21 protein-coding genes, 2 tRNA genes, 1 other RNA gene and 2 pseudogenes are annotated in these 24,068 nt (G+C 71.0%); 6 read left to right on the forward strand and 20 right to left on the reverse strand.

Annotated features, from left to right (window positions below; translation table 11 throughout):
• From E9998_RS06095 to E9998_RS06110, 4 genes are all read right to left on the reverse strand, one after another.
• Window positions 1-186: hypothetical protein (locus tag E9998_RS06095; RefSeq protein WP_204745287.1), on the reverse strand; the 186-nt coding region annotated here is incomplete at its 3' end.
• The gene (locus E9998_RS06100; RefSeq protein ID WP_136528835.1) at window positions 183-749 is read right to left on the reverse strand and encodes a hypothetical protein; all 567 of its coding nucleotides are present in this window, start codon (window positions 747-749) and stop codon (window positions 183-185) included. The genes E9998_RS06100 and E9998_RS06095, both read right to left, overlap by 4 nt.
• Entirely contained in the window at window positions 746-1,234 is a 489-nt protein-coding gene (locus E9998_RS06105) for a hypothetical protein (protein ID WP_136528836.1), read from the reverse strand. Before E9998_RS06105 ends, E9998_RS06100 begins: the two co-directional genes overlap by 4 nt.
• On the reverse strand, window positions 1,234-1,800 hold the full coding sequence (locus E9998_RS06110; protein ID WP_136528837.1) for a hypothetical protein: 567 nt from the start codon (window positions 1,798-1,800) through the stop codon (window positions 1,234-1,236). Before E9998_RS06110 ends, E9998_RS06105 begins: the two co-directional genes overlap by 1 nt.
• A gap of 126 nt (window positions 1,801-1,926) precedes the next feature.
• Here E9998_RS06110 and E9998_RS06115 point away from each other — a divergent pair, with 126 nt between their 5' ends.
• Together E9998_RS06115 and E9998_RS06120 are read left to right on the forward strand one after the other, a co-directional pair.
• The gene (locus E9998_RS06115) at window positions 1,927-2,583 is read left to right on the forward strand and encodes a response regulator transcription factor (RefSeq protein WP_136528838.1); all 657 of its coding nucleotides are present in this window, start codon (window positions 1,927-1,929) and stop codon (window positions 2,581-2,583) included.
• A gap of 11 nt (window positions 2,584-2,594) precedes the next feature.
• Window positions 2,595-3,761 (forward strand): sensor histidine kinase, encoded by a 1,167-nt coding sequence (locus E9998_RS06120; protein ID WP_240037520.1) that lies wholly within the window; start codon window positions 2,595-2,597, stop codon window positions 3,759-3,761.
• A 35-nt stretch (window positions 3,762-3,796) separates the two neighbouring features.
• Here E9998_RS06120 and E9998_RS06125 read toward each other — a convergent pair.
• Window positions 3,797-3,872, reverse strand: a tRNA-Thr gene (locus E9998_RS06125).
• An RNA gene (gene ffs / locus E9998_RS06130) (signal recognition particle sRNA small type) lies at window positions 3,870-3,963 on the reverse strand. The genes E9998_RS06125 and ffs overlap by 3 nt, the downstream gene beginning before the upstream one ends.
• A 162-nt stretch (window positions 3,964-4,125) precedes the next feature.
• Here ffs and E9998_RS06135 point away from each other — a divergent pair.
• Window positions 4,126-4,213: transfer RNA gene (locus E9998_RS06135), tRNA-Ser, on the forward strand.
• Window positions 4,214-4,615: 402 nt separating this feature from the next.
• On the opposite strand, the pseudogene E9998_RS06140 reads toward E9998_RS06135, so the two are convergent.
• From E9998_RS06140 to E9998_RS06170, 7 genes and pseudogenes are all read right to left on the reverse strand, one after another.
• Window positions 4,616-7,126 (reverse strand): annotated as a pseudogene (locus E9998_RS06140) (ATP-dependent Clp protease ATP-binding subunit); the annotation flags it as partial.
• A gap of 310 nt (window positions 7,127-7,436) precedes the next feature.
• Window positions 7,437-7,793, reverse strand: coding sequence for a histone-like nucleoid-structuring protein Lsr2 (locus E9998_RS06145; protein WP_136528841.1), 357 nt, complete (start codon window positions 7,791-7,793; stop codon window positions 7,437-7,439).
• A gap of 258 nt (window positions 7,794-8,051) precedes the next feature.
• Window positions 8,052-9,506 carry a lysine--tRNA ligase gene (lysS, locus tag E9998_RS06150; protein ID WP_136529167.1) on the reverse strand — a complete coding sequence of 485 codons (1,455 nt, stop codon included), beginning with the start codon at window positions 9,504-9,506 and terminating at the stop codon, window positions 8,052-8,054.
• Between the two features lie 132 nt (window positions 9,507-9,638).
• Window positions 9,639-10,445, reverse strand: a complete 807-nt coding sequence (gene amrB / locus E9998_RS06155) for an AmmeMemoRadiSam system protein B (protein WP_136528842.1) — start codon at window positions 10,443-10,445, stop codon at window positions 9,639-9,641.
• Window positions 10,446-10,528: 83 nt separating this feature from the next.
• The gene (gene amrS / locus E9998_RS06160; protein ID WP_136528843.1) at window positions 10,529-11,686 is read right to left on the reverse strand and encodes an AmmeMemoRadiSam system radical SAM enzyme; all 1,158 of its coding nucleotides are present in this window, start codon (window positions 11,684-11,686) and stop codon (window positions 10,529-10,531) included.
• Window positions 11,687-11,778: 92 nt separating this feature from the next.
• Complete coding sequence (locus E9998_RS06165; protein WP_136528844.1) at window positions 11,779-12,873, reverse strand: ABC transporter ATP-binding protein; 1,095 nt, start codon at window positions 12,871-12,873, stop codon at window positions 11,779-11,781.
• Between the two features lie 225 nt (window positions 12,874-13,098).
• Entirely contained in the window at window positions 13,099-13,842 is a 744-nt protein-coding gene (locus E9998_RS06170; protein ID WP_136528845.1) for a hypothetical protein, read from the reverse strand.
• Window positions 13,843-13,889: 47 nt separating this feature from the next.
• Between E9998_RS06170 and E9998_RS26110 the strand changes: the two genes are divergently transcribed.
• Window positions 13,890-14,999: a UDP-N-acetylmuramate dehydrogenase gene (locus E9998_RS26110; RefSeq protein ID WP_136528846.1), complete on the forward strand. Its 1,110-nt coding sequence runs from the start codon at window positions 13,890-13,892 to the stop codon at window positions 14,997-14,999.
• Between the two features lie 46 nt (window positions 15,000-15,045).
• Here the strand turns inward: E9998_RS26110 and E9998_RS06180 are convergent.
• A pseudogene (locus E9998_RS06180) lies at window positions 15,046-17,127 on the reverse strand (MMPL family transporter); the annotation flags it as partial.
• Window positions 17,128-17,220: 93 nt separating this feature from the next.
• On the opposite strand from E9998_RS06180, the gene E9998_RS06185 reads away from it, so the two are divergent.
• Window positions 17,221-17,850 carry a TetR/AcrR family transcriptional regulator gene (locus E9998_RS06185; protein ID WP_204745289.1) on the forward strand — a complete coding sequence of 210 codons (630 nt, stop codon included), beginning with the start codon at window positions 17,221-17,223 and terminating at the stop codon, window positions 17,848-17,850.
• Window positions 17,851-17,883: 33 nt separating this feature from the next.
• A complete protein-coding gene (locus E9998_RS06190) occupies window positions 17,884-18,222 on the forward strand; it encodes a MazG nucleotide pyrophosphohydrolase domain-containing protein (RefSeq protein ID WP_136528847.1) in 339 nt (112 codons plus the stop codon).
• Window positions 18,223-18,226: 4 nt separating this feature from the next.
• Here E9998_RS06190 and E9998_RS06195 read toward each other — a convergent pair whose 3' ends face one another.
• Genes E9998_RS06195 through E9998_RS06220 form a run of 6 tightly spaced genes read right to left on the reverse strand, consistent with a single transcriptional unit; the run spans window position 18,227 to window position 24,067 of the window.
• Window positions 18,227-18,622 (reverse strand): type II toxin-antitoxin system VapC family toxin, encoded by a 396-nt coding sequence (locus E9998_RS06195; protein ID WP_158299708.1) that lies wholly within the window; start codon window positions 18,620-18,622, stop codon window positions 18,227-18,229.
• Between the two features lie 14 nt (window positions 18,623-18,636).
• Entirely contained in the window at window positions 18,637-18,876 is a 240-nt protein-coding gene (locus E9998_RS06200; protein ID WP_204745290.1) for a hypothetical protein, read from the reverse strand.
• Window positions 18,877-18,911: 35 nt separating this feature from the next.
• The gene (gene hemB, locus E9998_RS06205; RefSeq protein WP_204745291.1) at window positions 18,912-19,904 is read right to left on the reverse strand and encodes a porphobilinogen synthase; all 993 of its coding nucleotides are present in this window, start codon (window positions 19,902-19,904) and stop codon (window positions 18,912-18,914) included.
• A gap of 25 nt (window positions 19,905-19,929) precedes the next feature.
• Entirely contained in the window at window positions 19,930-21,510 is a 1,581-nt protein-coding gene (locus tag E9998_RS06210) for a bifunctional uroporphyrinogen-III C-methyltransferase/uroporphyrinogen-III synthase (RefSeq protein WP_136528849.1), read from the reverse strand.
• 34 nt (window positions 21,511-21,544) lie between these two features.
• Entirely contained in the window at window positions 21,545-22,486 is a 942-nt protein-coding gene (gene hemC / locus E9998_RS06215; RefSeq protein WP_136528850.1) for a hydroxymethylbilane synthase, read from the reverse strand.
• A 15-nt stretch (window positions 22,487-22,501) separates the two neighbouring features.
• Window positions 22,502-24,067 carry a glutamyl-tRNA reductase gene (locus tag E9998_RS06220; RefSeq protein WP_136528851.1) on the reverse strand — a complete coding sequence of 522 codons (1,566 nt, stop codon included), beginning with the start codon at window positions 24,065-24,067 and terminating at the stop codon, window positions 22,502-22,504.
• Between the last annotated feature and the right edge of the window lies 1 nt (window position 24,068).

Raw genomic sequence — 24,068 nt, forward strand, 5'->3', positions numbered from 1 at the left:
CTGGGTGAGCGTCTGCGCCACGACCTCGGCGGTCGCGGGCGCGGCGCCGCTGGACTCGGCCTCGGCGGGGCCGCCGAGGGCCGTGAGGTCGAACCCGAAGGCCGCCGCTGCGGCGCCTCCGGCGGCGATCACGATCGCCGTGGCCGCGACCACCCTTCCGGTGCGGCCGCTCCTTCGCTTGCTCATTCGTCGTCTCCTCGCAGGTTGGGCAGGAATTCGGCGCAGGCCTCCTCGGCCGCGGCATACTCGTCGCTGTTCTGGACCTCCTTGGGGACGCCGCCGACGGCGAACCCGCCGCCGGCCTGCTCCTCGGGGTCGGGGAACTCGGCGATGCCGTTGTCCCTCATGCATTCGGCGTAGGCCACGAGCTGCTCGCGGGTCTCCTCGTAGGCCTCGCTGCCGGGGCCCATGCCCGCTTCGAGGATCGGGAAGCAGGCGTCGTGGGCGTCGGTGAACTCCTGGGTGTCCTGGTCGACGCCGGAGCCTTCGAGGCCGCTGGAGATGCCGCCGTCCTCTCCCCACACGGGGTCGGGGTAGTCCTCGATCCCGTTGTCCCTCATGCATTCGGAGTAGGCGACGGCGACGGCCATGGGGTCGTCCCCGGCGCTTTCGGCGGCCTCCGAGGCGGTCTCGGTGCCGAGGCTGGAGACGCCGTCGCCGTCGTCCTCTCGGGTGCAGGCGGCCAGCGCCAGGGGCGCGAGGGCCAGGAGCAGGGCCGCGTGCAGGCGGCGCGTGGTCCGGGTGGTCATCCGACCTGTCCTCTCAGTTCGGGCGGCAGGTTCTCCTTGCACGCCGCGTGTGCGGCCTCGAAGGACTCGCTGCCGGTGTCGATCCCGGCCGCGTCGAGGTCGTCGGCCTTGACGAGCCGGTCGGCCTCGGGGTCGGGGTAGGCGGTGACGCCTTCGGTGCGCATGCACTCGACGTACTCGAGGAAGGCCTCGTAGACGTCGGGGTCGATGCCGTCTTCGTCGTTGAGGCCGGGCAGCAGTTCGATGCAGGCTTCGGCTGCGTCCTGGAATTCGGCGCCTTCGACGTCGATGCTGTCGGGCAGGGTGAGGCCGCCGCCGCCGCTGTCGGGGTCGTCGGCCGGGTCGGGGTAGTCCTCGATGCCGTTGTCCCGCATGCAGGCGGCGTAGGCGCCGACCGTGTCCGTTTCATCCGCGGGCGGGGCTTCGTCGGTGCAGGCGGCGGCCAGGGCGAGGAGGACCAGCGCGGCCGCGAGTCGCGTGCGCATCACTCGTCGCCTTCGCTGAGGTCGCCTTCGCCGTCGCCGGGGCGCAGGTCCCTGCACGCCTCTTCGGCGGCCTTGAACTCGTCGCTCTCGGTGTCGAAGCCCATGTTGGAGTCGATCATGATGCCGCCGTTCGGTTCGGGGTCGGGAAAGTCCTCGACGCCGTTGGTGCGCATGCATTCGGAGTACTCGATGAGGGCCTGGTAGACCTCGGGGTCGACGGTCTCGTCGTCGCCGGGACCGGGCCGGAGGTCCTCGCAGGCCGCCTCGGCGGCCTTGAACTCGTCGCTCTCAGGGTCCACGGACTTGTCGAGGCTCAGGCCGATGCCGCCGCCCTCGTTCTCCTCAGGGTCGGGGAAGCCTTCGATCCCGTTCTCGCGCATGCATTCGGAGTAGGCGAGGGCCTCTTGGAAGGCGTCCTCTTCGCCGCCACCGCCGTCGTCGGCGGCCGATTCGGAGGCGCCCGGGCTGTCGAGGCTGGAGACGCCGTCACCGTCGTCGTCGGTGCAGGCGGCGAGCGGGAAGAGGGCCAGGAGGCCGAGGAGGAGTGCGATGCTGTAACGCCGCATGGGGTGCCTTTCCCGGCTGCCGGGGAGGTCCCGGTGCCGTTGGGCCAGTACAGCGTTCAGGGCGTTGCGCGGCCGTAAGCCGAAGCGGCAATGCCGCGGCAATGCGCGGCGCGCCATGATGGGGTCATGCGAATCCTGGTGGTCGAAGACGAGCCGCTGCTGGCCGACGCGGTCGCCGAGTGGCTGCGCGGGGAGTCCCACGCGGTCGACGTCGCGCTGGACGGGGGCGCGGCGCTCGAACGCGTGGGCGTCAACGACTACGACGTGGTGATCCTCGACCGGGACCTGCCGGTCGTGCACGGCGACCAGGTGTGCCGCGCGATCGGCGCCGCGGGCGGCGGGACGCGGGTCCTCATGCTCACGGCCGCCGCGGACATCGACGACCGCGTGGCGGGCCTGGCGCTCGGCGCCGACGACTACCTGCCCAAGCCCTTCGCGTTCCGGGAGCTCTCCGCGCGCGTGGCGGCCCTGGGCCGGCGGGCGCGCACGGCCGCGCCGCCGGTCCTCGCCCGCGCCGGGATCACCCTCGACGCGCACCTGCACCAGGTGTTCCGCGACGGCAGGTACGTCCCGTTGTCCCGCAAGGAGTTCGCGGTGCTCGCCGAACTCCTGCGCGCCGACGGCGCGCCGGTCTCGGCCGAGCAGCTGCTGGAGAAGGCCTGGGACGAGCACACCGACCCGTTCACGCAGGCCGTGCGCATGTCGATCCTGAAACTGCGCCGCAAGCTCGGCGACCCGCCCGTGGTCCTCACCGAGCCCGGCGTGGGCTATCGCATCCGATGAGAGGCCGCCCCATGCCCCGCTTGACCCTCCGCGCCCGCCTGACGATCGTCTACGGCGGCGTCTTCATCGTCGGGGGCCTCCTGCTCCTGTTCCTGACGTACTCGCTCGTCTCCGACGAGAAGCCGGAGACGACGGTCGGCGGGGAGGTCAACAAGTCGGTCCTCGGCACCGCGCCCCCGAAGGAGGGCGACCCGACCGCGCAGATCTTCATGAGCGAGGAGAACATCAGGTACATCGAGACCGAGGCCTGGACCGAGCTGCTCGACACCCTCAGGAACCAGGGGACACAGGCGCTCCTGCTCGTCAGCGTCGGCACCATCGCCGTCGGCTGGCTCGTGGCCGGGCGGATGCTGCGCCCGCTCAAGCGCGTCACCGAGACCGCCGCCCGCATCGCCGAGGCCCCCGCCGCCGACAAGCGCCTCCACGAGCGCATCCCGATCCACGGGCCCCGCGACGAGCTGCGCGAACTCGCCGAGACCTTCAACCGGATGCTGGAGCGCCTCGACGACTCCTTCGACGGCCAGCGCACCTTCGTCTCCAACGCCTCCCACGAACTGCGCACGCCCCTGACGGTGACGCGCGCCGTGCTCGAAGTCGCCGTGAACCGCAAGGGCGCCTCCGCGGAGGTGCGCCTTCTCGGCGACACCCTCCTGGAGCTCAACGCCCGCCACGAGCGCCTCATCGAGGGCCTGCTCCTCCTCACCCGCTCCGACCGCGAGCTCTCCGAGCGCTCCTACCTCGACCTCGCCGACATCGCCGAGCACGTCGCCGCCCAGACCCCCGCCGAAGGCCTCGACGTCACCGCCGACTGCGCGGAGGCCCCCGTCCTCGGCGAGCCGATCCTCCTGGAGCGCCTCGTCCAGAACCTCGTCGAGAACGCCGTCCGCTACAACACCGCCGAAGACGGCTGGGTACGGGTGGCGACGCGCACCGAAGGCGTCAAGGCGGTCCTGGAGGTCGCGAACTCGGGCCCGGTGGTCCCGCAGTTCGAAGTGCCGGGCCTCTTCGAGCCCTTCCGCCGCCTCGGCACCGAACGCCTCGCCACCGCCTCCAAAGGCGCCGGCCTCGGCCTCTCCATCGTCCGCGCCATCGCCAAAGCCCACGGCGGCGAAGCCACCGCCACCGCCGACCCCGACGGCGGCCTCACCGTCACGGTGACCCTCCCAGCCGCCCCCTGAAGGCACGAAAAAAGGCCCTGCGAGCAGGGCCTTCATGGAGCCGCCTAACGGAATCGAACCGTTGACCTTGTTATTACGAGTAACACGCTCTACCGACTGAGCTAAGGCGGCTGGGTCTCCCACGCACCCGACAGAGCCCGCTTATCCTTGCTGCCTTCCGGCCCTGGGGAGGTTCACAAGATGACGCCGCATGGGAGACGGGCAAAAGCCTACCGCACCGCGGGCTGCGAAGCGAACCGGGAGCGCCTCCAAGGTCACCGGGGTCACGCCCGTGCGCACACCCGGAAAGCGTGCGCGGTGCAACGCAGGTCACCTCCCGCAACCCAGTTGGGACCGGCTCGGGGCGTCGGGTAAGGTACTCCGCGGAGGATTCGCATAGTGGCCTAGTGCGCACGCTTGGAAAGCGTGTTGAGTGAAAGCTCTCAGGGGTTCGAATCCCCTATCCTCCGCCACGAAGTGGCGAGGCCTGAATGCACGGCCTCCGCCACTGGCGAGAAGAGAGAAGCCGGAGCAGGCGCTCCGGCTTTTTTCGTGCCCGCGCCCATGTGCGACACCCCGCCGGACTCCGGGTAGTCCCCCGCCCTCCCAGGGGGGCGACCCCACGCCAATTGTTCTGCGCGGGTACGACAGGAAACCGCCGTCCTTACCGTCGTAAGGAAAAATGTCCCTCGAAAGTGTGAGAGAACGCGACGCGCGCACGCGAAGCGGGGCGGGACCGTTCGGTCCCGCCCCGCTTCATCGTCGTCAGGAGGCTACGCGCCGCCCTGGCCCGCCTGGCTGCCGCGCGGCCCGGCGCCCGGGCTCTTCGGCGGCAGCGTGCCGGTCCCGGCGCCCGGGCTCTTGGGCGCCCGCTCGCCGGCCAGCTCGGCCGGGGGCGTGTCCGGCACGCCCGCGGGCTTGTCGGCGCCCCTGAAGGTCAGGTTCGTCTTCTCCACGTCGGTCGGGTCGCCGTCGACGTCGACGATGACGATCTGGCCCGCCGTGAACTCGTTGAAGAGGATCTTCTCCGAGAGCGTGTCCTCGATCTCGCGCTGGATCGTCCGGCGCAGCGGCCGCGCGCCGAGCACCGGGTCGTAGCCCTTGTGCCCGAGGTACAGCTTCGCGTTGTCGGTCAGCTCCAGGGCCATGTCGCGGTTGGCGAGCTGGTCCTCGATGCGCTTGACCATGAGGTCCACGATCGAGACGATCGCCTCCTGGGAGTGCTTCGGGAACACGATCGTGTCGTCGATGCGGTTGAGGAACTCGGGGCGGAAGTGGTTCTTCAGCTCCTCGTTCACCTTCTCCTTCATCCGCTCGTAGTCGCCGCCCTCGGAGGCGTCGGCCTGGAAGCCCAGCGACACGGCCTTGCCGACGTCCCTCGTGCCGAGGTTCGTCGTCAGGATGAGCACCGTGTTCTTGAAGTCCACGATGCGGCCCTGGCCGTCGGTCAGGCGCCCGTCCTCCAGGATCTGGAGGAGCGTGTTGAACACGTCCGGGTGGGCCTTCTCGATCTCGTCGAACAGGACCACCGAGAACGGCTTGCGCCGCACCTTCTCGGTGAGCTGCCCGCCCTCGTCGTAGCCGACGTAGCCGGGAGGCGCGCCGACGAGCCGCGAGACGGTGTACCGGTCGTGGAACTCGGACATGTCGAGCTGGATGAGGGAGTCCTCGGAGCCGAACAGGAACTCCGCGAGGGCCTTGGCGAGCTCGGTCTTGCCGACACCCGAGGGCCCGGCGAAGATGAACGAGCCCGACGGGCGCTTGGGGTCCTTGAGGCCGGCCCGGGTGCGGCGGATCGCCTTGGAGACGGCCTTGACGGCGTCCTCCTGGCCGATGATCCGCTTGTGGATCTCCTCCTCCATCTTGAGCAGGCGGGAGGTCTCCTCCTCGGTCAGCTTGTAGACCGGGATGCCCGTCCAGTTCGCGAGGACCTCGGAGATCATCTCCTCGTCGACCTCGGTGACCTGGTCGAGGTCGCCGGCCTTCCACTCCTGCTCGCGCTTGGCGCGCTTCTCGTGGAGGCGCTTCTCGGTGTCGCGCAGGCGCGCGGCGGCCTCGAAGTCCTGCGCGTCGATCGCCGACTCCTTCTGGCGTCGCGTCTCGGCGATCTCCTCGTCGATCTCGCGCAGGTCCGGCGGTGCGGTCATGCGGCGGATGCGCATTCTCGCGCCGGCCTCGTCGATGAGGTCGATGGCCTTGTCCGGCAGGAACCGGTCGGAGATGTAGCGGTCGGCGAGCGTCGCGGCCTGCACCAGGGCGCCGTCCGTGATGGACACGCGGTGGTGGGCCTCGTAGCGGTCGCGCAGGCCCTTGAGGATCTCGATGGTGTGCGCCAGCGACGGCTCGGCCACCTGGATCGGCTGGAAGCGGCGCTCCAGGGCGGCGTCCTTCTCGAGGTACTTGCGGTACTCGTCGAGCGTGGTCGCGCCGATGGTCTGGAGCTCGCCGCGGGCGAGCATCGGCTTCAGGATCGAGGCCGCGTCGATCGCGCCCTCGGCGGCACCGGCCCCGACGAGCGTGTGGATCTCGTCGATGAACAGGATGATGTCGCCGCGGGTCTTGATCTCCTTGAGGACCTTCTTCAGGCGCTCCTCGAAGTCGCCGCGGTACCGCGACCCGGCGACGAGCGCGCCGAGGTCGAGCGTGTACAGCTGCTTGTCCTTGAGGGTCTCGGGGACCTCGCCCTTGGTGATCGCCTGCGCGAGGCCCTCGACGGCGGCGGTCTTGCCGACGCCGGGCTCGCCGATGAGCACCGGGTTGTTCTTGGTGCGGCGCGACAGGACCTGCATGACGCGCTCGATCTCGCGCTGGCGGCCGATGACGGGGTCGAGCTTGCCGTCGCGGGCGGCCTGCGTGAGGTTGCGGCCGAACTGGTCGAGCACGAGCGAGCCGGACTGCTGGGCCTCCTGGGAGGTGCCGCCGGCGGTCGCGCCCGCGGGCTCCTTGCCCTGGTAGCCCGACAGGAGCTGGAGCACCTGCTGGCGGACCCGGTTGAGGTCGGCGCCGAGCTTGATGAGGACCTGGGCGGCGACGCCCTCGCCCTCGCGGATGAGGCCGAGCAGGATGTGCTCGGTGCCGATGTAGTTGTGGCCGAGCTGGAGCGCCTCGCGCAGGCTCAGCTCCAGGACCTTCTTCGCCCGGGGGGTGAAGGGGATGTGGCCGGACGGGGCCTGCTGGCCCTGGCCGATGATCTCCTCGACCTGCTGGCGCACGCCTTCCAGGGAGATGCCCAGGCTCTCCAGGGCCTTCGCCGCCACGCCCTCGCCCTCGTGGATGAGGCCGAGCAGGATGTGTTCCGTGCCGATGTAGTTGTGGTTGAGCATCCTGGCCTCTTCTTGAGCCAGGACGACCACCCGTCGGGCACGGTCCGTGAACCGTTCAAACATGCGCTTCTGCTCCTCGCGTCCGCCGCTACTTCGTCGTCGTTACTGGTCGTGGCTTGCAAAACCCTGTGCGTACACCTTATCTCCCGGGTCCGCGGACGACGGGTGCCACGTGGGTGACAACAAGCGTGCACCTTCGGCCATTCCAGGTGATAACAGGTTCGCTCTGAGCGCAATACCCGTTCGACTCCCGTAGCGAACAATGGCGCCGCCGCCGCGCCCGTGAAACGCGAAAACGCCCGCCCCCGAGGGGGCGGGCGCCGAGTCGGTGCGCCGGAGTCCCAGTCGCGGCCCGCACTTGTCGCGGCCGGAACTAGTTGTGGGCGGCGTTGTATTCCTCGACGATCGCCTGCGGGATGCGCCCGCGCGGGGAGACGCGCTTCCCGGCGCGTTCGGCCCACTCGCGGATGGCCTTGTTCTGCTCACGGTCCACAGTCTGGCGTCGGGGCGCGGCGGCGCCGCGCACCGGTCCGCGGGGCGCGCCCAGGCTGTACCGGCCGAGTCTGGTGCCGGCCTCCTGGAATTTCTCCAGGGCGTCGCGCAGTTCCTTCGCGTGCGATGCGGAGAGGTCGATCTCGTAGGCCTGCCCGTCGATGGCGAATTTGACGGTCTCCTCAGCCTTGCTGCCGTCGATGTCGTCGATCAGGATGACCTGTGTCTTCTTCGCCATGGCAAATTCCTCTCGAAATGAAGCGATCGGCGTTAGCGGTACGACCGTCTTACTAGTGCCAGAGCATATACGAGTCCCTTAGAGAAGGGAAAGAGGGTGGCCGGATGAATTTGTGAATGCGCGACTACCCGCCAGGTCACCGGCGACTCGAATACGCCAGACGGACCCCTCTGCGGGCAAAAGGGGACCGCGCCGGAAGACCGGTCCAATGCGCAGAGCGCGGAACTCGGGGACGACCGGCGCGGTCGCATTCCTTTGCTATTCAGGTTTCACCAGCGGGAAGAGGATCGTCTCTCGGATGCCGAGTCCGGTGAGCGCCATAAGGAGCCGGTCGATTCCCATGCCCATGCCGCACAGCGGCGGCAGGCCGTACTCCATCGCCCGGAGGAAGTCCTCGTCGACGCCCATGGCCTCGTCGTCGCCCTTGGCGGCCAGTCCGGCCTGGGCTTCGAGGCGTTCGCGCTGGATCACCGGGTCGATGAGCTCCGAATAGCCGGTGCCGAGTTCGAAGCCGCGGACGTACAGGTCCCATTTCTCGGTGAGTCCGGGAGTGGTGCGGTGACCGCGGGTGAGCGGCGAGGTCTCCTCGGGGTAGTCGAAGACGAACGTGGGCGCGTGCAGATGGTCGGAGACCAGGTGCTCGAACAATTCCTCGGCGAGTTTCCCCGGTCCCCAGATCGGGTCGACGCCGAGTTCGACTTTCTCGGCGTAGGCCCGCAGCGTCTCAAGCGGGGTGTCGACGGTCACTGTTTCTCCGAGCGCTTCGGAAAGGGACCCGAAGACGGTGATCTCGTCCCACTCGCCGCCGAGCTCGTACTCCGAGCCGTCGGCCAGAGTGACCGTCTCGGAACCGAAGGCCGAACGGGCCGCGCCTTGAATGAGCCCTTTCGTGACGGCCGCGATCGTGCGGTAGTCGCCGTAGGCCTGATAGGCCTCCAGCATCGCGAACTCCGGCGAATGCGACGAGTCGGCGCCCTCGTTGCGGAAGTTCCGGTTGATCTCGAATACGCGGTCGATCCCGCCGACGACGCACCGCTTCAAATAGAGCTCGGGCGCGATGCGCATGTACAGGTCGATGTCGTACGCGTTCATGTGCGTCACGAACGGCCGCGCGGTCGCCCCGCCCGGCTGGACCTGCATCATCGGGGTCTCGACCTCGATGAAGCCCTGGTCGTCGAGCTGGTCGCGCAGGGAGCGGACGACCTTGGCGCGGTTGCGGGCGTTCGCGCGGGCCTCGGGGCGCACGATGAGGTCGACGTAGCGCTGGCGCACGCGCGTCTCCTCGGCGAGCGGCTTGTGGGCCACGGGCAGGGGGCGCAGGGCCTTGCCGGTGATGGCGAAGGAGTCGGCCATGACCGACAGCTCGCCGCGCTTGGAGGAGACGACCTCGCCGGTGACGCCGATGTGGTCGCCGATGTCGGCCAGCCGCTTCCAGTCCGCGAGGGCCTCCTCGCCGACCTTGCCCAGGGAGAGCATCACCTGGAACTCGGTGCCGTCGCCGTCGCGCAGGCGGGCGAAGCAGAGCTTCCCGGCGGTCCGCACGAAGATCACCCGTCCGGTGGTGGCGACGGTGACCCCTGAGGACTCGCCGTCGGCGAGGCCCGCGAACCGCTCGCGCAGCTCGGCGAGGGTGTGGGTGCGCGGGTAGCCGAGCGCGTAGGGCTCCTTGCCTTCCGCGAGGAGGGCGGCGCGCTTCTCGCGCCGGATCTGCATCTGCTCGGGAAGGTCCTCGGCGTCAGTGGTCTCTTGCTCGTGCTCGGTCACGTCTTACAGGGTAAATGCCCGGCCGCGGGAACCTCATGCGAGTTTCGCCGCGGCGAGGCCGGATCACACGCCCGCGGGCGGCTATTCGGCGATGGCCGGGCGCTCCACCGCGAAGGCCGGGTAGCCGACGACGCGTTCGGGCGTCCCGGCGGTGTCGGCCGAGGTCGCGAGCGCGAGCTGGCGCGGGCGTCGGCCGGTGGCGTCGGCCCAGGCCACGGTCCCGCGGAGCGCGAAGACGCCGCAGGCGTGCTGGGCGGCGATCTCGCGGGGGCGCAGGGAGCGGATCGCCTCGGCGGTGGCCTCGTCGATCCGGGCGGCGGTGCCCTGGTCGTGGTAGTGCGAGAGGTCGGTCGAGCACAGGAGGACGGCGTCGTCCCCGGCCTCCTCCAGGAGGGCGGCGATGATGCGGGCGGTGTCGGGGGTCTGGCTCATGCCGCAGGCCACCGGGGTGACCTCGACGTCTTCGCCGAGGGCGACCTGGAGGAACGGCAGCTGCACTTCGAGGGAGTGTTCGGCCTCGTGCGGCAGGCGCGAGGAGCCGACGACGGCCGTGGGCGCGGCCGCCACCTCCCCCAGCGGGGTCCGCCAGGCGGCGTAGGGCGCGGCGGCGTGGCCGCGGAGCGGGTACTGGTGGGAGGGGCCGACGAGCACGACGCGCTTGACGCGGCCGCGGTGGGCGGCGAGGCGGGCGTAGACCTCGGCGGCGACGGGGCCGGAGTAGCGGTATCCGGCGTGCGGGACGATGTAGGCGCCCGCGAGCGGTTCGCTCACGGGGCCTACGGCGTCGATGAGCGCGGTGATGTCGGCGCGCAGGCGCTCGGGGTCGGCCGGGTAGAACCTGCCGGCGACGGCCGGGGGCCGCACCGTGTGTGACGTGATCGAAGGCATCGCTGGTCTTCCGGTGGTGGTTTCCTGTGGCGGTGGTGGCGGCCCGGGTGTTCGGGTCGCCGCGACGGGCGGGCCGGCGCTCGTCAGCTGGTCGGTGCCGGGTGTTCGGACGGTGTCGGTGTCTTGGACGGTGCGGCGATGCGGATCGGTTGCCGCCTGGGACCCCAGTCTCCCGCCGGTCCGTCGAAAACGCCGGGAAGGCGGGCACCGCAGGCAGTGCACTGTCCGCTATCCGACACCGCATAACGGTCAATTCGGTACCAATCACGCACTATGAGGGCTTCGCCGCATGCGCACGTGGTCGTCTGCCCCTCCGGGTCGTGCACGTTCCCCGTGTACACGAACCGCAGCCCCGCGTCGAGCGCGATCCGCCGCGCCCGCCGCAGCGTCGCCGGCGGGGTGGGCGGCACGTCCCGCATCTTGAAGTCCGGGTGGAACGCCGTGAAGTGCAGCGGCACCTCCGGGCCGAGGTGCTCGGCGATCCAGGCGCACTCGGCGGCGATCTCGGCGTCCGAGTCGTTGTGCCCCGGGATGAGGAGCGTCGTGATCTCGGTCCACACGTCCGTGCCGTGCACCAGGTATTCGAGCGTGTCCAAGACCTTCGAGAGGGACGCGAACGCGACCTTCTCATAGAAGGCCTCGGTGAACGCCTTGAGGTCGATGTTCGCGGCGTCCATGTGCGCGTACAGCTCCCGGCGCGCCCCGGCGTTGATGTAACCCGCCGAGACCGCCACGGCCCGCAGTCCGGCCGCCCGCGCCGCCGCAGCGCAGTCGACCGCGTACTCCAAGAACACGGTCGGATCATTGTAGGTGAAGGCGATCGAGCGGCAACCCAGGCGTGCGGCCTCCGCCGCGAGGGCCTCGGGACCGGCCGCCGAGGAGAGCGTGTCGATCTCGCGGGACTTGGAGATGTCCCAGTTCTGGCAGAACCGGCACGCCAGGTTGCACCCGGCCGTCCCGAAGGACAGCACCGGCGAGCCGGGCAGGAAGTGGTTGAGCGGCTTCTTCTCGATCGGGTCGACGCAGAACCCCGACGAGCGCCCGTAGGAGGTCAGGACGATCTGGTCGCCGCTGCGCGCCCGCACGAAGCACAGGCCCCGCTGGCCCTCGCGCAGGCGGCAGGCGCGCGGGCACACGGTGCACTCGATCCTGCCATCGTCGAGGGCGCGGTGGTAGACGGTGCCGACGGTGTACTCGTCGGCGCCGGCGGGGATCGGTCTACTGGGGGTGACCGCGGCCATACCCGCAACGGTAGCGCTCCGCGCGTTGCGGCCGCGTTTCGGCGACGGAAAAGGGCCGCGCGGGTACCCGCGCGGCCCTCTCCTCGTGTCGCTTAGTTCAAGCGCTCGCCGGTGGCGGCGTGGAACACGTGCTCGTGGCCCGGCTCGGGCACGACGTACACGGTCTCGGACAGGCGCGGGACGTTGCGCGACTCGGTGCGCACGACGAACCGCTCCGAGGAGCCGTTGTAGGCGGCGTGGCCGTAGACGTACGCCTCGGAGCCCAGCTCCTCGACGAGGTCGACCTCGATCGCGATGCCGCCGGAGCCCTCGGTCCCGAGCTGGCAGTGCTCGGGGCGGATGCCGATGGTGACCTGCTGGTCGCCGCCGTCCTGGGTGGCCGCGTCGCGGACCTCGCGCGAGAGCGGGAGGGTCACGTCGCCGAACAGGCCGCCGGACTCGGTCAGGCTCACGGTCTTGAGGTTCATGGCCGGGGAGCCGATGAAGCCCGCGACGAAGGTGTTCTTCGGCTTCTCGTAGAGCACGCGCGGGGAGTCGCACTGCTGGAGGAGGCCGTCCTTCATGACCGCGATGCGGTGGCCCATCGTCAGCGCCTCGACCTGGTCGTGGGTGACGTAGACGGTGGTGATGCCCAGGCGCTTCTGGAGCGAGGCGATCTGCGAGCGGGTCTGGACGCGGAGCTTGGCGTCGAGGTTCGACAGCGGCTCGTCCATGAGGAACACCTGCGGCTCGCGCACGATGGCGCGGCCCATGGCGACGCGCTGGCGCTGGCCGCCCGACAGGGCCTTCGGCTTGCGGCCGAGGTAGTCGGTGAGGTCGAGGAGCTTGGCGGCGTCCTCCACGCGCTGCTTGATCTCGGCCTTCGGCATGCGGCGCAGCTTGAGCGCGAACGCCATGTTGTCGAAGACGGACATGTGCGGGTACAGCGCGTAGTTCTGGAAGACCATCGCGATGTCGCGCGACTTCGGCGGGAGGTTCGACACGTCGGTGTCGTTGATGAAGATCGAGCCCTCGTCGATCTCCTCCAGGCCGGCGAGCATCCGCAGCGAGGTGGACTTGCCGCAACCGGACGGGCCGACGAGGACGAGGAACTCGCCTTCGTTGATCTCCAGGTTGAGCTTGTCGACGGCGGGCTTCTCGGTGCCCGGGTAGATGCGCGAGGCATCCGAGAATGTCACTGTTGCCATGGTGATGTTCCCTTTCACTGGCAGGTACGTGCCAGACGATCCGTTGTAAAAGGCGGTTGTGCCGTCACGGGACGGGACCTCACCAGGCGGCGCGGCCCTGCGCTGTGACGCGCGCTGCGCGATGCGGGCACCGCGGAGCGTGTGGTGAGCCTAGCGTCGCGAGAATGCCTTTGCCAAGTGGGCCCCGAACGTTTGTCCGGATTCGAGGGAACGTTTACCGAAACGTTATTCGACCCGCAGCGCCTGGAGCAGGCGCTCGTCGCCGACCACGTCGCAGATGCCGAACGGCAGCCGCCCCCACAGCGCCAGCGCGATGTCCGAGGCCGAGCCGGCCGCGCGGGACTGGAGCGCGGTCACCGAGTCGGGCTGGTCGAGCAGCGCGACGCGGCCCTCCCGCAGGCGCACGAACCAGGTCGCGTCCGCGTCCTGCGCGAACAGCTGCACGAGCCCGGAGGCGCCGGGGTGGGCGCCGCGGCGGGCCCCGACGGGCAGGAACGCCTCGAACACCTCCGAGATCGCCTCAGACGCGAGGGCGGCGGGGACGGGCGCGGTGGCGCCGACGGCCATCTGGAGGTCCCAGCGGGCGACGGCGCTGGCGACGGCGACGCGGCGGTGCCAGAACTCGGCGCGCCATTCCACGGGCGCCCAGGTCCAGGCGGGGGATTCGGCGGGGCGGGACTCGACGGCGTCGAGGACGGCGGCGAGGGCCTGGTCGAAGACATCGAGGACGGCCGGTCCGGAGGCGACGGCGAGCGGCGGTTCGGGGAGGTCGTCGTCGGCGACGGGGGTGAGCATCGCGGCCACGGCCCAGCGGTAGAGGCGGGCGAGGTCGAGGAGGATGCCGGCGACCGTGGTGTCGGGGCGCGAGGGCGCGACGCGGTCGAGCACCTCGGGCTCGCAGACCGAGCGCAGGCCCGCGGCCTCGGTCTTCAACTCGGTGAGGTAGTCGGTGATGCGCAGCTTAGCCATGGTGACCGCCGTTCCTCGTAGCCTGCGTAAAGCTTAGGCTTTCGGGTGTGACAGACGCCAGCCCACGGACAACCGCGGACCGTCGGAATTCCGGCAAACCGCTCAGCGCGTACACGACGCTCCGCCTGGGCGGCCCGGCCCGCGACCTGGTGGTGGCCGAGTCCTCGGCGCAGGCGGTCGAGGCCCTGCGGGCGGCGGCGGGCTCGACGCTCGTGCTCGCGGGGGGCAGCAACGTGGTGGTCGGCGACGCCGGTTTCGACGGCACGGTGCTGCTGCTGCGCGGCGGCGGCATCGCCCGCGAGGGCGACGTGGTGCGCGTGGAGGCCGGGCAGGTGTGGGACGAGTTCGTCGCCTGGACGGTGGCCGAGGGCCTCGCGGGCGTCGAGTGCCTCAGCGGCATCCCCGGTTCGGCCGGGGCGACCCCGATCCAGAACGTCGGCGCGTACGGCCAGGAGGTCGCCCAGACGATCGCCGCCGTGCGGGTCTGGGACCGCGAGCGGGACGAGATCCGCGACTGGACGCCCGCCGAGTGCGGCTTCGCCTACCGGCACAGCGTCTTCAAGCACTCGGACCGGTACCTGGTGTTGCGTGTGGACTTCCGTCTCGCCGAGAGCGGGCTTTCGGCGCCGATCGCGTACGCGGAGCTGGCGAAGCGCCTCGGCGTCGACGTGGGCGGTCGCGCCCCGCTCGGCGAGGTGCGCGAGGCGGTCGTGGAGCTGCGGCGCGGCAAGGGCATGGTCCTCGACGAGGACGACCACGACACGTGGAGCGCGGGCTCGTTCTTCACCAATCCGGTGGTCGGCGAGCACGAGTTCCGGAAGCTGGCCGACCGCGCGGGCGGCGAGCCGCCGCACTGGCCCGCGGGCGAGGGCCTGGTCAAGGTGTCGGCGGCGTGGCTCATCGGCGCGGCCGGGTTCGCGAAGGGCCACCGCCGCGGCAGCGTCGGACTGTCCACGAAGCACACTCTCGCCCTGACGAACCGGGGCGGCGCGACCACCGCCGACCTCCTCGCGCTCGCCTACGAGGTCGCCGACGAGGTCGAGATGCGCTTCGGCGTGCGCCTGCGCCCCGAACCAGTCTTCGTCGGCGCGACCTTCTTACCGGCCCGGGGCGTCGGGCTAACTCGCGCAGGCCGATGCGGGCGTGGAGGCGCTTGAGCGGGACCGGCGCCCACCAGTTGCGGTCGCCGGTGAGGCGCATGGCCGCCGGGAGCAGGACGCCGCGGATCACCGTGGCGTCCACCAGGACCGCGACCGCCATGCCGAGGCCGAGCATCTTGAGGAAGACCACGTCGCCGGTCGCGTAGACGGCGAACGTGAAGGCCAGCACCGCCGCGGCGGCGGTGACGAGCGGCGCCGAGCGCTGGAGTCCGACCGCGATCGACCCGCGGCGCTCGCCGGTGCGGTCGTACTCCTCTTTGATGCGCGCGAGCATGAACACCTCGTAGTCCATCGACAGGCCGAACGCGACGCAGAACATGAGGATCGGGATGCTCGGTTCGAAGGAGCCCTGCGGCGTGAACTCGAGGAGGCCCGCGAGGTTGCCCTCCTGGAACACCCACACCAGGGCGCCGAACATGACCGCCATCGACAGTCCGTTCAGGACCAGCGCCTTGATCGGCGCGACGAGGCTGCCGGTCATGAGGAACAGGATCGCGAAGGTGACGAGCGCGATGAGTCCGAGGACGAGCGGCAGCCGGTCCAGCAGCGCGTCGCGGAAGTCGGCGAGGTCGGCGGGGTACCCGGAGACCGCGGTCGCGAAGGGCGCGTCGAGCGAGCGGACCTGGGCGACCATCGCGTACGGGTCGTCGCGCATGGCGGCGACGGTGGGCACGGCCGACAGCCAGGTCGCGTCCCCCGCCCAGGCGAAGCGGCCGGGATCGCCCGCGCCGACCAGGGCGCCGTCCACGAACCGGCCCGTGGCGGCGTCGACCTGCGCGATGCCCTCCACTTCCGACAGCGCGGCGGCGTAGGCCGAGAGGCCCGCCTCGTCGGCGCCCTCGACGCGCACCAGGAGCGCGTCGGTCTCCTCGGCGGTGAAGCCCGCGGTGATCTGGTCGGTGACGACGCGGCTGGGGGCGTCCTCGGGCAGCGCGCGTTCGTCCGGGACGCCGAAGCGCACGCCGGTCAGCGGCGAGGCGAGCACGCCGACGAGCACGAGGGCGGCGAGTCCCCACAGGACCGGGCGGCGCATGACGGCGGTCGCGAGCCGGTGCCAGCGGCCCGACTCGACCGGGCGCGGCGGCCGGCGCCGTTCCACGCGCCCGCCCCAGACCGCGAGGGCCGCGGGCAGGACCACGGTCGCGCCGAGGACCGCGGCGAGGGGCACGACGATGCCCGCGTAACCGAAAGAGCGCAGGAACGGGAACGGCATGAGCAGCAGCGCCGAGAGGCTCGCGGCCACGGTGACGGCGCTGTAGAGGACGGTGCGCCCGGCCGTGGCGACGGTGCGCGCCACCGCTTCGGCGCGGTCATGGAGGGCCGACTCCTCGCGGAAGCGGTTGACGATGAAGAGGCAGTAGTCGACGGCGAGGCCGACGCTCATGACGAGGACGAGGTTGGCGGCGAAGGTGGAGACCTCGGTGGCGGCGGCGACGGCGCGCATGGCGGCGAGGGAGAGCGCGAGGGCGAAGAGGCCGACGCCGATGGTCAGGAACGCGGCGACCGGGCGGCGGTACAGCACGATGAGCAGGATCAGCAGACCGGGGATGACGATGGCCTCGGCGAGGAGGAAGTCCTCGCGGGCGAGTTGCGCCGCTTCGCGGAACAGCTCGTCGGAGCCGCCCACGGCGACCGCGATCGCTCCGCCCTCGCGCGTGAAGTCCGACTTGAGCCGCGGCAGGACCTCCTCGCGCACGTACGTGACGTCGCCGGGGATATAGGCGGTGACCAGCGCCCGCGTGCCGTCCTCGCTGCGGAGGGCCGGCGACGCCGCGTCCCAGTAGGACTGGACGGCCGCGGTGTGCCCGCTCGCGGCGAGTTCGTCGGCGAGGGCCGCTCCGGCGGCGGCGCTGGCCGGGGAGTCGACGTCGCCGTCTACGGCGGTGACGAGGAGGAGGAAGTTGGCGGAGCCGACGCCGAAGTCGCGGTCGAGGCGCTCGCCGGTCGCGATCGACGCCGAGCCGGGGGCTTCGAACCGGGAGAGGACCAGGGCGTTCATGGTCCCGGAGCCGACGATCGCGGCGGCGAGGAAGAGCAGGAGCGAGGCGACGAGGACCGCGCGCCTGCGGCGGACGATCGCATCGCCGAGTCGGCGTGCGGGGCGGGTTGGAGCGGTGGTGGTCATGGGGTCTCCCGACCGGCATAGACTGAATACGAGTGAGCGCTCGCAATCTAAAATACGAGTTTGGACTCGTATTATCAAGTCGGAAGGAGCCCAGTGACCGAGGACACGGTGAAGCCGGCCAGAAAACGCCAGGCCAGGGGCGAGAAGCGCATGGCAGAGCTCCTCGACGCGGCCGAGGAGGTCTTCGCCGCGCAGGGCTACGCGAAGGCGAGCACGAACGCCATCGCGGCAGCGGCGGGCGCCTCGCCGGGCACGCTGTACCAGTTCTTCAAGAACAAGGAGGCGATCGCCGAGGCGCTCATGGCCCGGTACCTCACACGTCTGCGCGAGGCCCACGGCGAGGCCTTCGACCCGGCGGTGGCCGAACTGCCGCTCGCGGCGATGATCGACCGGATCATCGACCCGGTGGTGGCCTTCGACAGGGCGAACCCGGGCTTCTACGCGCTCTTGGCCGACCCGCACCTGGCCGCTGACATGGCGAACGCCAAGCGCCCGGCCCAACAGGCGATGTTCGAGCGACTCGACCTGATCCTGAAGACGAAGGCCCCCGGCCTGCCGCCCGAGCAGCGCGCGCTGACGGCAGAGGTGGCCGTGCACCTGTTCAGAGGCCTACTGCCGATGGTCATGGCGGCGACGGAGGCGGCACTGCCCGCGGTGGTGTCCGAGACGAAGCGGGCCCTCAGCGCCTACCTCGCCACGGCCCTGCCGCCCGGGACGCCCTAGCGGAACGCGCCGCGACCGTGCACCATTGCGGACGTGGAACTCGAAGCACTGCGACAGCAGGCACTGGAACTCGCCGACCGGTTCGACCGACTCAACGCCGCGCAGGGGCAGCAGCCTTGGGGCCCCAAGGACCTGATGCTCGGCCTCTCCGGCGACGTCGGCGACCTCGCCAAGGCGATCCAGGTCGCCGAGAACGCCCGCACCCTCCCCGGCACCTCGATCGAGCACGAGCTCGCCGACTGCCTCTGGTCCCTCCTGGTCCTCGCCGACCGCTACGGCATCGACCTCGAACAGGCCTTCACGACCCTGGTGGACGGCATGGGAGAACGGGTCGAGGCCAAGATCGCCGAAATCGAATCCGAGCCGTCCTAGGCGGTCACAGGTCAGGCGGTGTGAGGAACTCGCATCGCGGCCCGTTGCTTCGGGTGAGCCGCAGGTCGGGCGTCAAGAGCGGCGCCCGCCGCCACTCGGCGACTGCTATGTACGAAGCGTCGTAGGAGGTAACGCTGCCGCGCAACTCCCAGACGCGATCCGCGATCACTGAGAACGGCTCCGTGTGGATCTCCATCGCCATCAGGTCTTGAAAGGCGATATTGGCCGTGGTTCCATCGATCCTGCCCCTGCGATGGTGCACCCGGATCTGATTGGCGACCTCGTAGTGCACCATTTCGGAGGAATAGACGGTGTTGCCTCGAAGTCGTTCGCCGATCCACTCTCCTGTGCCCGCCCCGTCGATCAGAGCGAATAGCAGGGCCGAAGCGTCGACCGCCACGTTCTCCCCGGGGTTCACCGGCGATCGGCGTCTCGTGCTTCGAGAACCTCTTCCACGGTCAAGCGCACACCCGAGTTTCGGGCGCGAACTCGTGCCCGCTCGATGACTTCATCGAGAGGAGGGCGTGCGACGAGGCTTCCAAGCTGGCTGAGCATGTACTCCTGCAAGGACTGCCTCTGACGGGCCGCGCGGGCGGCCAGTTCGTCGCGCCACTCGGCGGGCACGTGCCTGATGGTCATGCTGATTTCACTCATGTCAGCATTATAGCTGCAATGAATGCAAAATAACTTCACTTTAAGCGGAGCAGGGCCGCCGCGTCGAGGGCCGCGTAGGTGGCGATGATCCCGGCTCCGGCACGTTTGATGCTGGTGAGGGACTCCAGGATGGCCGCGTCGCGGTCGATCCAGCCGCGTTCGGCGGCGGCCACGATCTGGGCGTACTCGCCCGAGATGTGGTAGGCCGCAACGGGAACGGGACTGCGCTCCGCTGCCGCTCGCACGATGTCGAGGTACGGCAGCGCCGGTTTGACCATGACGATGTCGGCGCCCTGCTCGATGTCGAGGTCGATCTCAAGCAGCGCCTCGGTCGCGTTCGCCGAGTCCTGCTGGTAGGTGCGCCGGTCGCCTTGGAGCTGCGACTCGACCGCGTCGCGGAAGGGCCCGTAGAAGGCGCTGGCGTACTTGGCGGCGTAGGCGAGGAGGCCGGTGTCGGTGTGGCCCGACTCGTCGAGGGCCGCGCGGACGTAGCCGATCTGGCCGTCCATCATGCCGGAGGCGCCGAGGAGGTCGGCGCCCGATTCGGCGAGGCAGCGGCCCATCTCGGCGTAGCGCGCCAGGCTGGCGTCGTTGTCGACGGCGCCGTCCTCGCGCAGGACGCCGCAGTGGCCGTGGTCGGTGAACTCGTCCAGGCACAGGTCCGGGATGAGCACGAGGTCGTCGCCGATCTCCTCGCGGATGGCGCGGGTCGTGACGTTGAGGATGCCGTCGGGATCGGTCGCGCCCGAGCCGAGGGCGTCGCGCACCGCCGGGATCCCGAACGGCATGAGGCCGCCGATCCCCGCGCGGGCGGCCTCGACCGCGAGCTTGCGCGCCGAGTCGACGGAGTGCTGGTAGACCCCGGGCATGGAGGCGATCTCGACCGGTTCGGTCAGACCCTCCTTGACGAAGAGCGGGAGCACGAGGTCGGAGGGGTGGACGCGGGTCTCGGCCACGAGACGGCGAAGGGCCGCAGTGCGGCGCAGCCTCCGAGGTCGGATCACCGGGAGTTCGGAGCTGTTCGGCACTGCGGCCTCCTACTTTCTGGTAGCTCTAGCGGAACCTCAGGGCGGTGGGGCCCTGGACCTTCTGTCCGCGACGGGTCTTGATGGGTCCTTCGGCGAGGCGCTGCTTCAGCTCCGTCGCGTACTCCGCGAGCGCCTCGATGAGGTCGGGCACGGAGGCGTTCTCGGGCTTGGCGTCCACGCGGAGGCCGAACTCGGTGGCGGTGTCCGCGGTGGCCGGGCCGATGCAGGCGACGACGGTCCGCTGGTGCGGCTTCCCGGCGATGCCCACGAGGTTGCGCACCGTCGAGGACGAGGTGAACAGGACCGCGTCGAAGCCGCCGGACTTGATGGCGTCGCGGATGTCCGCGGCGGGCGGCGAGGCGCGCACGGTGCGGTAGGCGGTGACGTCGTCGACCTCCCAGCCGCGCTCGGACAGGCCCTGCACGAGGGTCTCCGTGGCGATGTCGGCGCGCGGCAGGAGCACGCGGCCGACCATGTCGAGGATCGGGTCGTGCGGCGGGAAGACCTCCAGGAGGCCCTCCGAGGACTGCTGCCCGGTCGGCAGGAGCTCGGGCTCGATGCCGAACTCGCGCACGGCGTCGGCGGTCGCCTCGCCGATGCAGGCGATGCGCAGGCCGCCGAAGGCGCGGGCGTCGAGGCCGTGCTCCTTGAACTTCTCCCAGATGGCCTTCACCGAGTTCTGGCTGGTGAAGACGATCCAGGCGTAGCGGCCGTCGACGAGGCCCTTGATGGCCCGCTCCATCTGGGCGGGCGTGCGCGGCGGCTCGACGGCGATGGTCGGGACCTCGCACGGGATGGCGCCGTAGGCGCGCAGGCGCTCGGACATGATCCCGGCCTGCTCCTTGGTGCGCGGGATGAGGACCTTCCAGCCGTACAGCGGGCGCCCCTCCCACCAGGCCAGCTCGTGGCGGTCGTCGACGCCGGGGCCGATGGTGAGCACGACCTGCCCGGCGTAGCCGAGGGCCGCCTCCACGAAGGTGTCCACGGAGGACGTGGTGGTGTACTCGGTCTCGCCGGTCGCGTCGCCGGTCACGGCCACGGCGGTCTCGCCGGGGACGCCGCCGGAGAGGAGGATGTCGCGCAGGCTGGAGAGGTCGGAGACGTCGGCGGTGACGGTGAGCGAGCCGCGCTTGATCGCGTCGGCGATGACCAGCGGCTCGACGGAGGCGATGTCGTCGATCTCGATGACCGTGCGGATCTCCCCGGGAGGCATGCCCGCGTAGACCGAGACGGCCTGCGCGTGGCTCATGCCGGGGATGACCTCGAAGCGGGCCTGCTCGGCGGAGGCGGCCTTGATCTCGGCGCGCGCGAGGCGGTTGGGGTAGGCGTCGCCGACGATGAGGCGGGTGATGTGCTCGCCCTCGCGCGCGGCGGCGGCCATGAGCTTGCCCTGGTCGCTCGGGGAGGACTCGATGAGCTTGAGCCGCGTGTCGTCGCCGGCGATCTCCTTGGCGGCCTCGATGAGCGACTGGGGCAGCGACCGGTCGTAGTAGATCCGGTCGGCCTCGCGGATCGCGTCGAGGGCGCGCTTGGTCAGCAGTCCCGGGTCGCCTGGGCCGGTCCCCACGAAACGCACGCGGCCCACCGGCTTACGGGCACTGGTCATGTTCTCTCCATCAACAGTCGTCTGAGCTTGCGTCTTACTTCAGTAGTCGCTCGGCCCCGGCTTCGAGCAGGTCCTCGGCAAGCGCCCTCCCCACGGCGGCGGCACGGGCGGCCAGGTCGGCGCCGTCCGTCGCACCATTGTCGGGGAGCGCGGCGGTGGTCGAGAGCCGCTCGACGGCCGAGCCGTCCACGGCGCCGACGAGTCCGCGCAGATACAGGTCGACCTCGCCGGGTTCGGCGCTTTCGGCGACATCGGCGAGTGCGGCGACGGGAGCGCTGCATCCGGCTTCGAGTCGTTGCAGAAGTGCGCGTTCGGCGGCGACGGCGGCCTGTGAGTACCGGTCGTTGAGCATACTTGAGATCCGCGCAGATGTCATGTCGGCTTTGCGGCATTCGACCGCCAATGCCCCTTGTGCCGGAGCCGGAAGCATCACCAGCGGGTCCAGGTACTCCGTCACCTCCGCCTGGCGTCCGACCCGCTTCAGGCCGGCCGCAGCGAGGATCACACCATCGAGGTCGTCGCCGACGCGGGCGATGCGGGTGTCGATGTTCCCGCGGATCGGCACGCACTCGAAGCCGCGGCCCAGCGCGTTGAGCTGGGCGATGCGCCGAGGCGCGCCGGTGCCGATGCGGGCGCCGGGCCCCAGGTCGGCGAGGGTGCGGCCGTCGGCGGCGATGAGCACGTCCCGCGTGTCGGCGCGCGGCGGGACGCTGATGACGAGGTGCTCGGGCTGCGCGGTGGGCAGGTCCTTGTACGAGTGCACGGCGATGTCGATCTCGTCGCGTTCGAGCGCTTCGCGCAGCTGGTTGACGAAGACGCCGACGCCGAGCTGGGCGACGGGCACGGTGGTCCCGTCCCCTGTGGTCTTGATCTCCACGAGCTCGACCTGCTCGCCGGAGACGCGGGCGAGCTCCTCGGCGACCATGCCGCTCTGTGCGAGCGCGAGTTTCGATCCCCTGGTCCCGACTCGGATCACGGGTTGCTTCCCTTCTTAAGGCCGGTGCGGCGATGGCGCTCCCGGCTGCGGCGGGGCGGCGGTCTCTGCGAGGGCGGCGCCCCGGGGGCGCGCGTCGCCGGAGGCCGCAGCCTCCGGCAAGGGGACTCGGTCCCCTTGAGGCGCAATGGAATCGGCGGGAGCCGATCGGGGGGCGGGGGGTCCCGCCAGTGCGGTCGGCACCGCGGCGGACTCGACCGCCGGGTTGACCTTGAGGGCCTCGGCGAGGTCGTGGACCCCGGCGACGGCGGCCCCGTCGAGCGCGAACAGGTCGCGCAGGGCGCGGGCGTAGTCGGGCGCGCCGGGCTGCCCGGCGAGCTCGCGTACGCGCACGGTGGGCTCGTGCAGGAGCCGCTGCACCACGCGGTGCACGGTGCGGGCGACCTCGGCGCGCTGGTCGTCGGAGAAGTCGCCCCGGCGGGCCACGCGCGAGAGCTCGGCGTCGACGATGTCGGCGGCGACGGCGCGCAGCGCGGCGACCGTGGGGGTCACGGCGTCGGCGCGGAGGCTGTCGGTGTAGGCCGCGATCTCCTCGGCGAGCAGGGCCTCGACCTCGGCGAGCGTCTCGGCGGCGGCACCGGCGGCGCCGCCCGCCACGGGGTGCTCGGCGGCGCGGTCGCGCTGGATCTCGGCGATGCCGACGACGGTGACGCCGTCGAGGAGCGCCACCTCCTCGGCCACGTCCTTGGGCAGCGCGAGGTCGCACACGACCAGCGGCGCGGTGCGCCCGGCGAGGTGCGCGGCGCGCAGGATCGGCTCGGGCGAGGCGGTCGCGCACACCAGGAGGTCGACGTCGGCGGCGAGCGCGGCGAGGTCGTCGTAGTCGGCGGGGCGGGCGTCCCATTCGAGGGCGAGGCGCTCGGCCTTGCCCCGGTCGCGGTTGGCGACAGCGAGAGAGGCGACGCCCGCGCGGGCGAGGGTCGCGGTCGCGAGGCCGCCCATGGCCCCGGCGCCGACGACGGCGGCGCGGGCGCGCTTGAGCGCGCCGGAGTCGGGGTCGCCGGGCAGGTCGTTGCCTTCGAGCGCCCGTTCGGCGAGGGCGAGGGCGGCGGTGACGACCGAGGGCGCGGCGGCGTCCACGTCGGTCTCGGCGCGCACCCGCTTGCCCACGCGCAGCGCCTGCTGGAACAGCTCGTGCAGGTGGCGGCCGACCTGGTCGGCCTCGCGCGCGGTCTCGTAGGCCTCGCGGAGCTGGCCGAGGATCTGCGGTTCGCCCGCGACCATCGAGTCGAGCCCGGCCGCGACGCGGAAGGCGTGGGCGACGGCGTCGGCGCCGTGGCGCACGTACCCGCAGGAGGCGAAGTCGAGGGCGGCTTCGGTCTCGGTGAGGCCCCAGACGCGGTGGAGCTCGTCGACGACGGCGGTCAGGCCGCCGTGGAAGGTCCCGGCGGTGGCGTAGACCTCGACGCGGTTGCAGGTCGAGAGCACCACGGCCTCCCGGATCTCGCCGCCGCGCAGGAGCGCGCGGGCGAGGTCGGCGGCGGCATCGGGGCCGACGGCGAGCCGTTCGAGGGTCTCGACCGCGGCACTGCGATGCGAGATGCCGACTACCAGGAGGTTCACT

It is taken from the genome of Glycomyces paridis, assembly GCF_004912155.1.
GTDB classification, from domain to species: Bacteria; Actinomycetota; Actinomycetes; order Mycobacteriales; family Micromonosporaceae; genus Glycomyces; species Glycomyces paridis.

What these genes read in the sequence shown, in the direction of transcription:
- E9998_RS06100 (WP_136528835.1), bottom strand. Translation starts at nt 749, where the DNA reads ATGACCACCCGGACCACGCGCCGCCTGCACGCGGCCCTGCTCCTGGCC.
- E9998_RS06105 (WP_136528836.1), bottom strand. Translation starts at nt 1,234, where the DNA reads ATGCGCACGCGACTCGCGGCCGCGCTGGTCCTCCTCGCCCTGGCCGCC.
- E9998_RS06110 (WP_136528837.1), bottom strand. Translation starts at nt 1,800, where the DNA reads ATGCGGCGTTACAGCATCGCACTCCTCCTCGGCCTCCTGGCCCTCTTC.
- E9998_RS06115 (WP_136528838.1), top strand. Translation starts at nt 1,927, where the DNA reads ATGCGAATCCTGGTGGTCGAAGACGAGCCGCTGCTGGCCGACGCGGTC.
- E9998_RS06120 (WP_240037520.1), top strand. Translation starts at nt 2,595, where the DNA reads ATGCCCCGCTTGACCCTCCGCGCCCGCCTGACGATCGTCTACGGCGGC.
- E9998_RS06145 (WP_136528841.1), bottom strand. Translation starts at nt 7,793, where the DNA reads ATGGCGAAGAAGACACAGGTCATCCTGATCGACGACATCGACGGCAGC.
- lysS (WP_136529167.1), bottom strand. Translation starts at nt 9,506, where the DNA reads ATGCAGATCCGGCGCGAGAAGCGCGCCGCCCTCCTCGCGGAAGGCAAG.
- amrB (WP_136528842.1), bottom strand. Translation starts at nt 10,445, where the DNA reads ATGCCTTCGATCACGTCACACACGGTGCGGCCCCCGGCCGTCGCCGGC.
- amrS (WP_136528843.1), bottom strand. Translation starts at nt 11,686, where the DNA reads ATGGCCGCGGTCACCCCCAGTAGACCGATCCCCGCCGGCGCCGACGAG.
- E9998_RS06165 (WP_136528844.1), bottom strand. Translation starts at nt 12,873, where the DNA reads ATGGCAACAGTGACATTCTCGGATGCCTCGCGCATCTACCCGGGCACC.
- E9998_RS06170 (WP_136528845.1), bottom strand. Translation starts at nt 13,842, where the DNA reads ATGGCTAAGCTGCGCATCACCGACTACCTCACCGAGTTGAAGACCGAG.
- E9998_RS06200 (WP_204745290.1), bottom strand. Translation starts at nt 18,876, where the DNA reads ATGAGTGAAATCAGCATGACCATCAGGCACGTGCCCGCCGAGTGGCGC.
- E9998_RS06210 (WP_136528849.1), bottom strand. Translation starts at nt 21,510, where the DNA reads ATGACCAGTGCCCGTAAGCCGGTGGGCCGCGTGCGTTTCGTGGGGACC.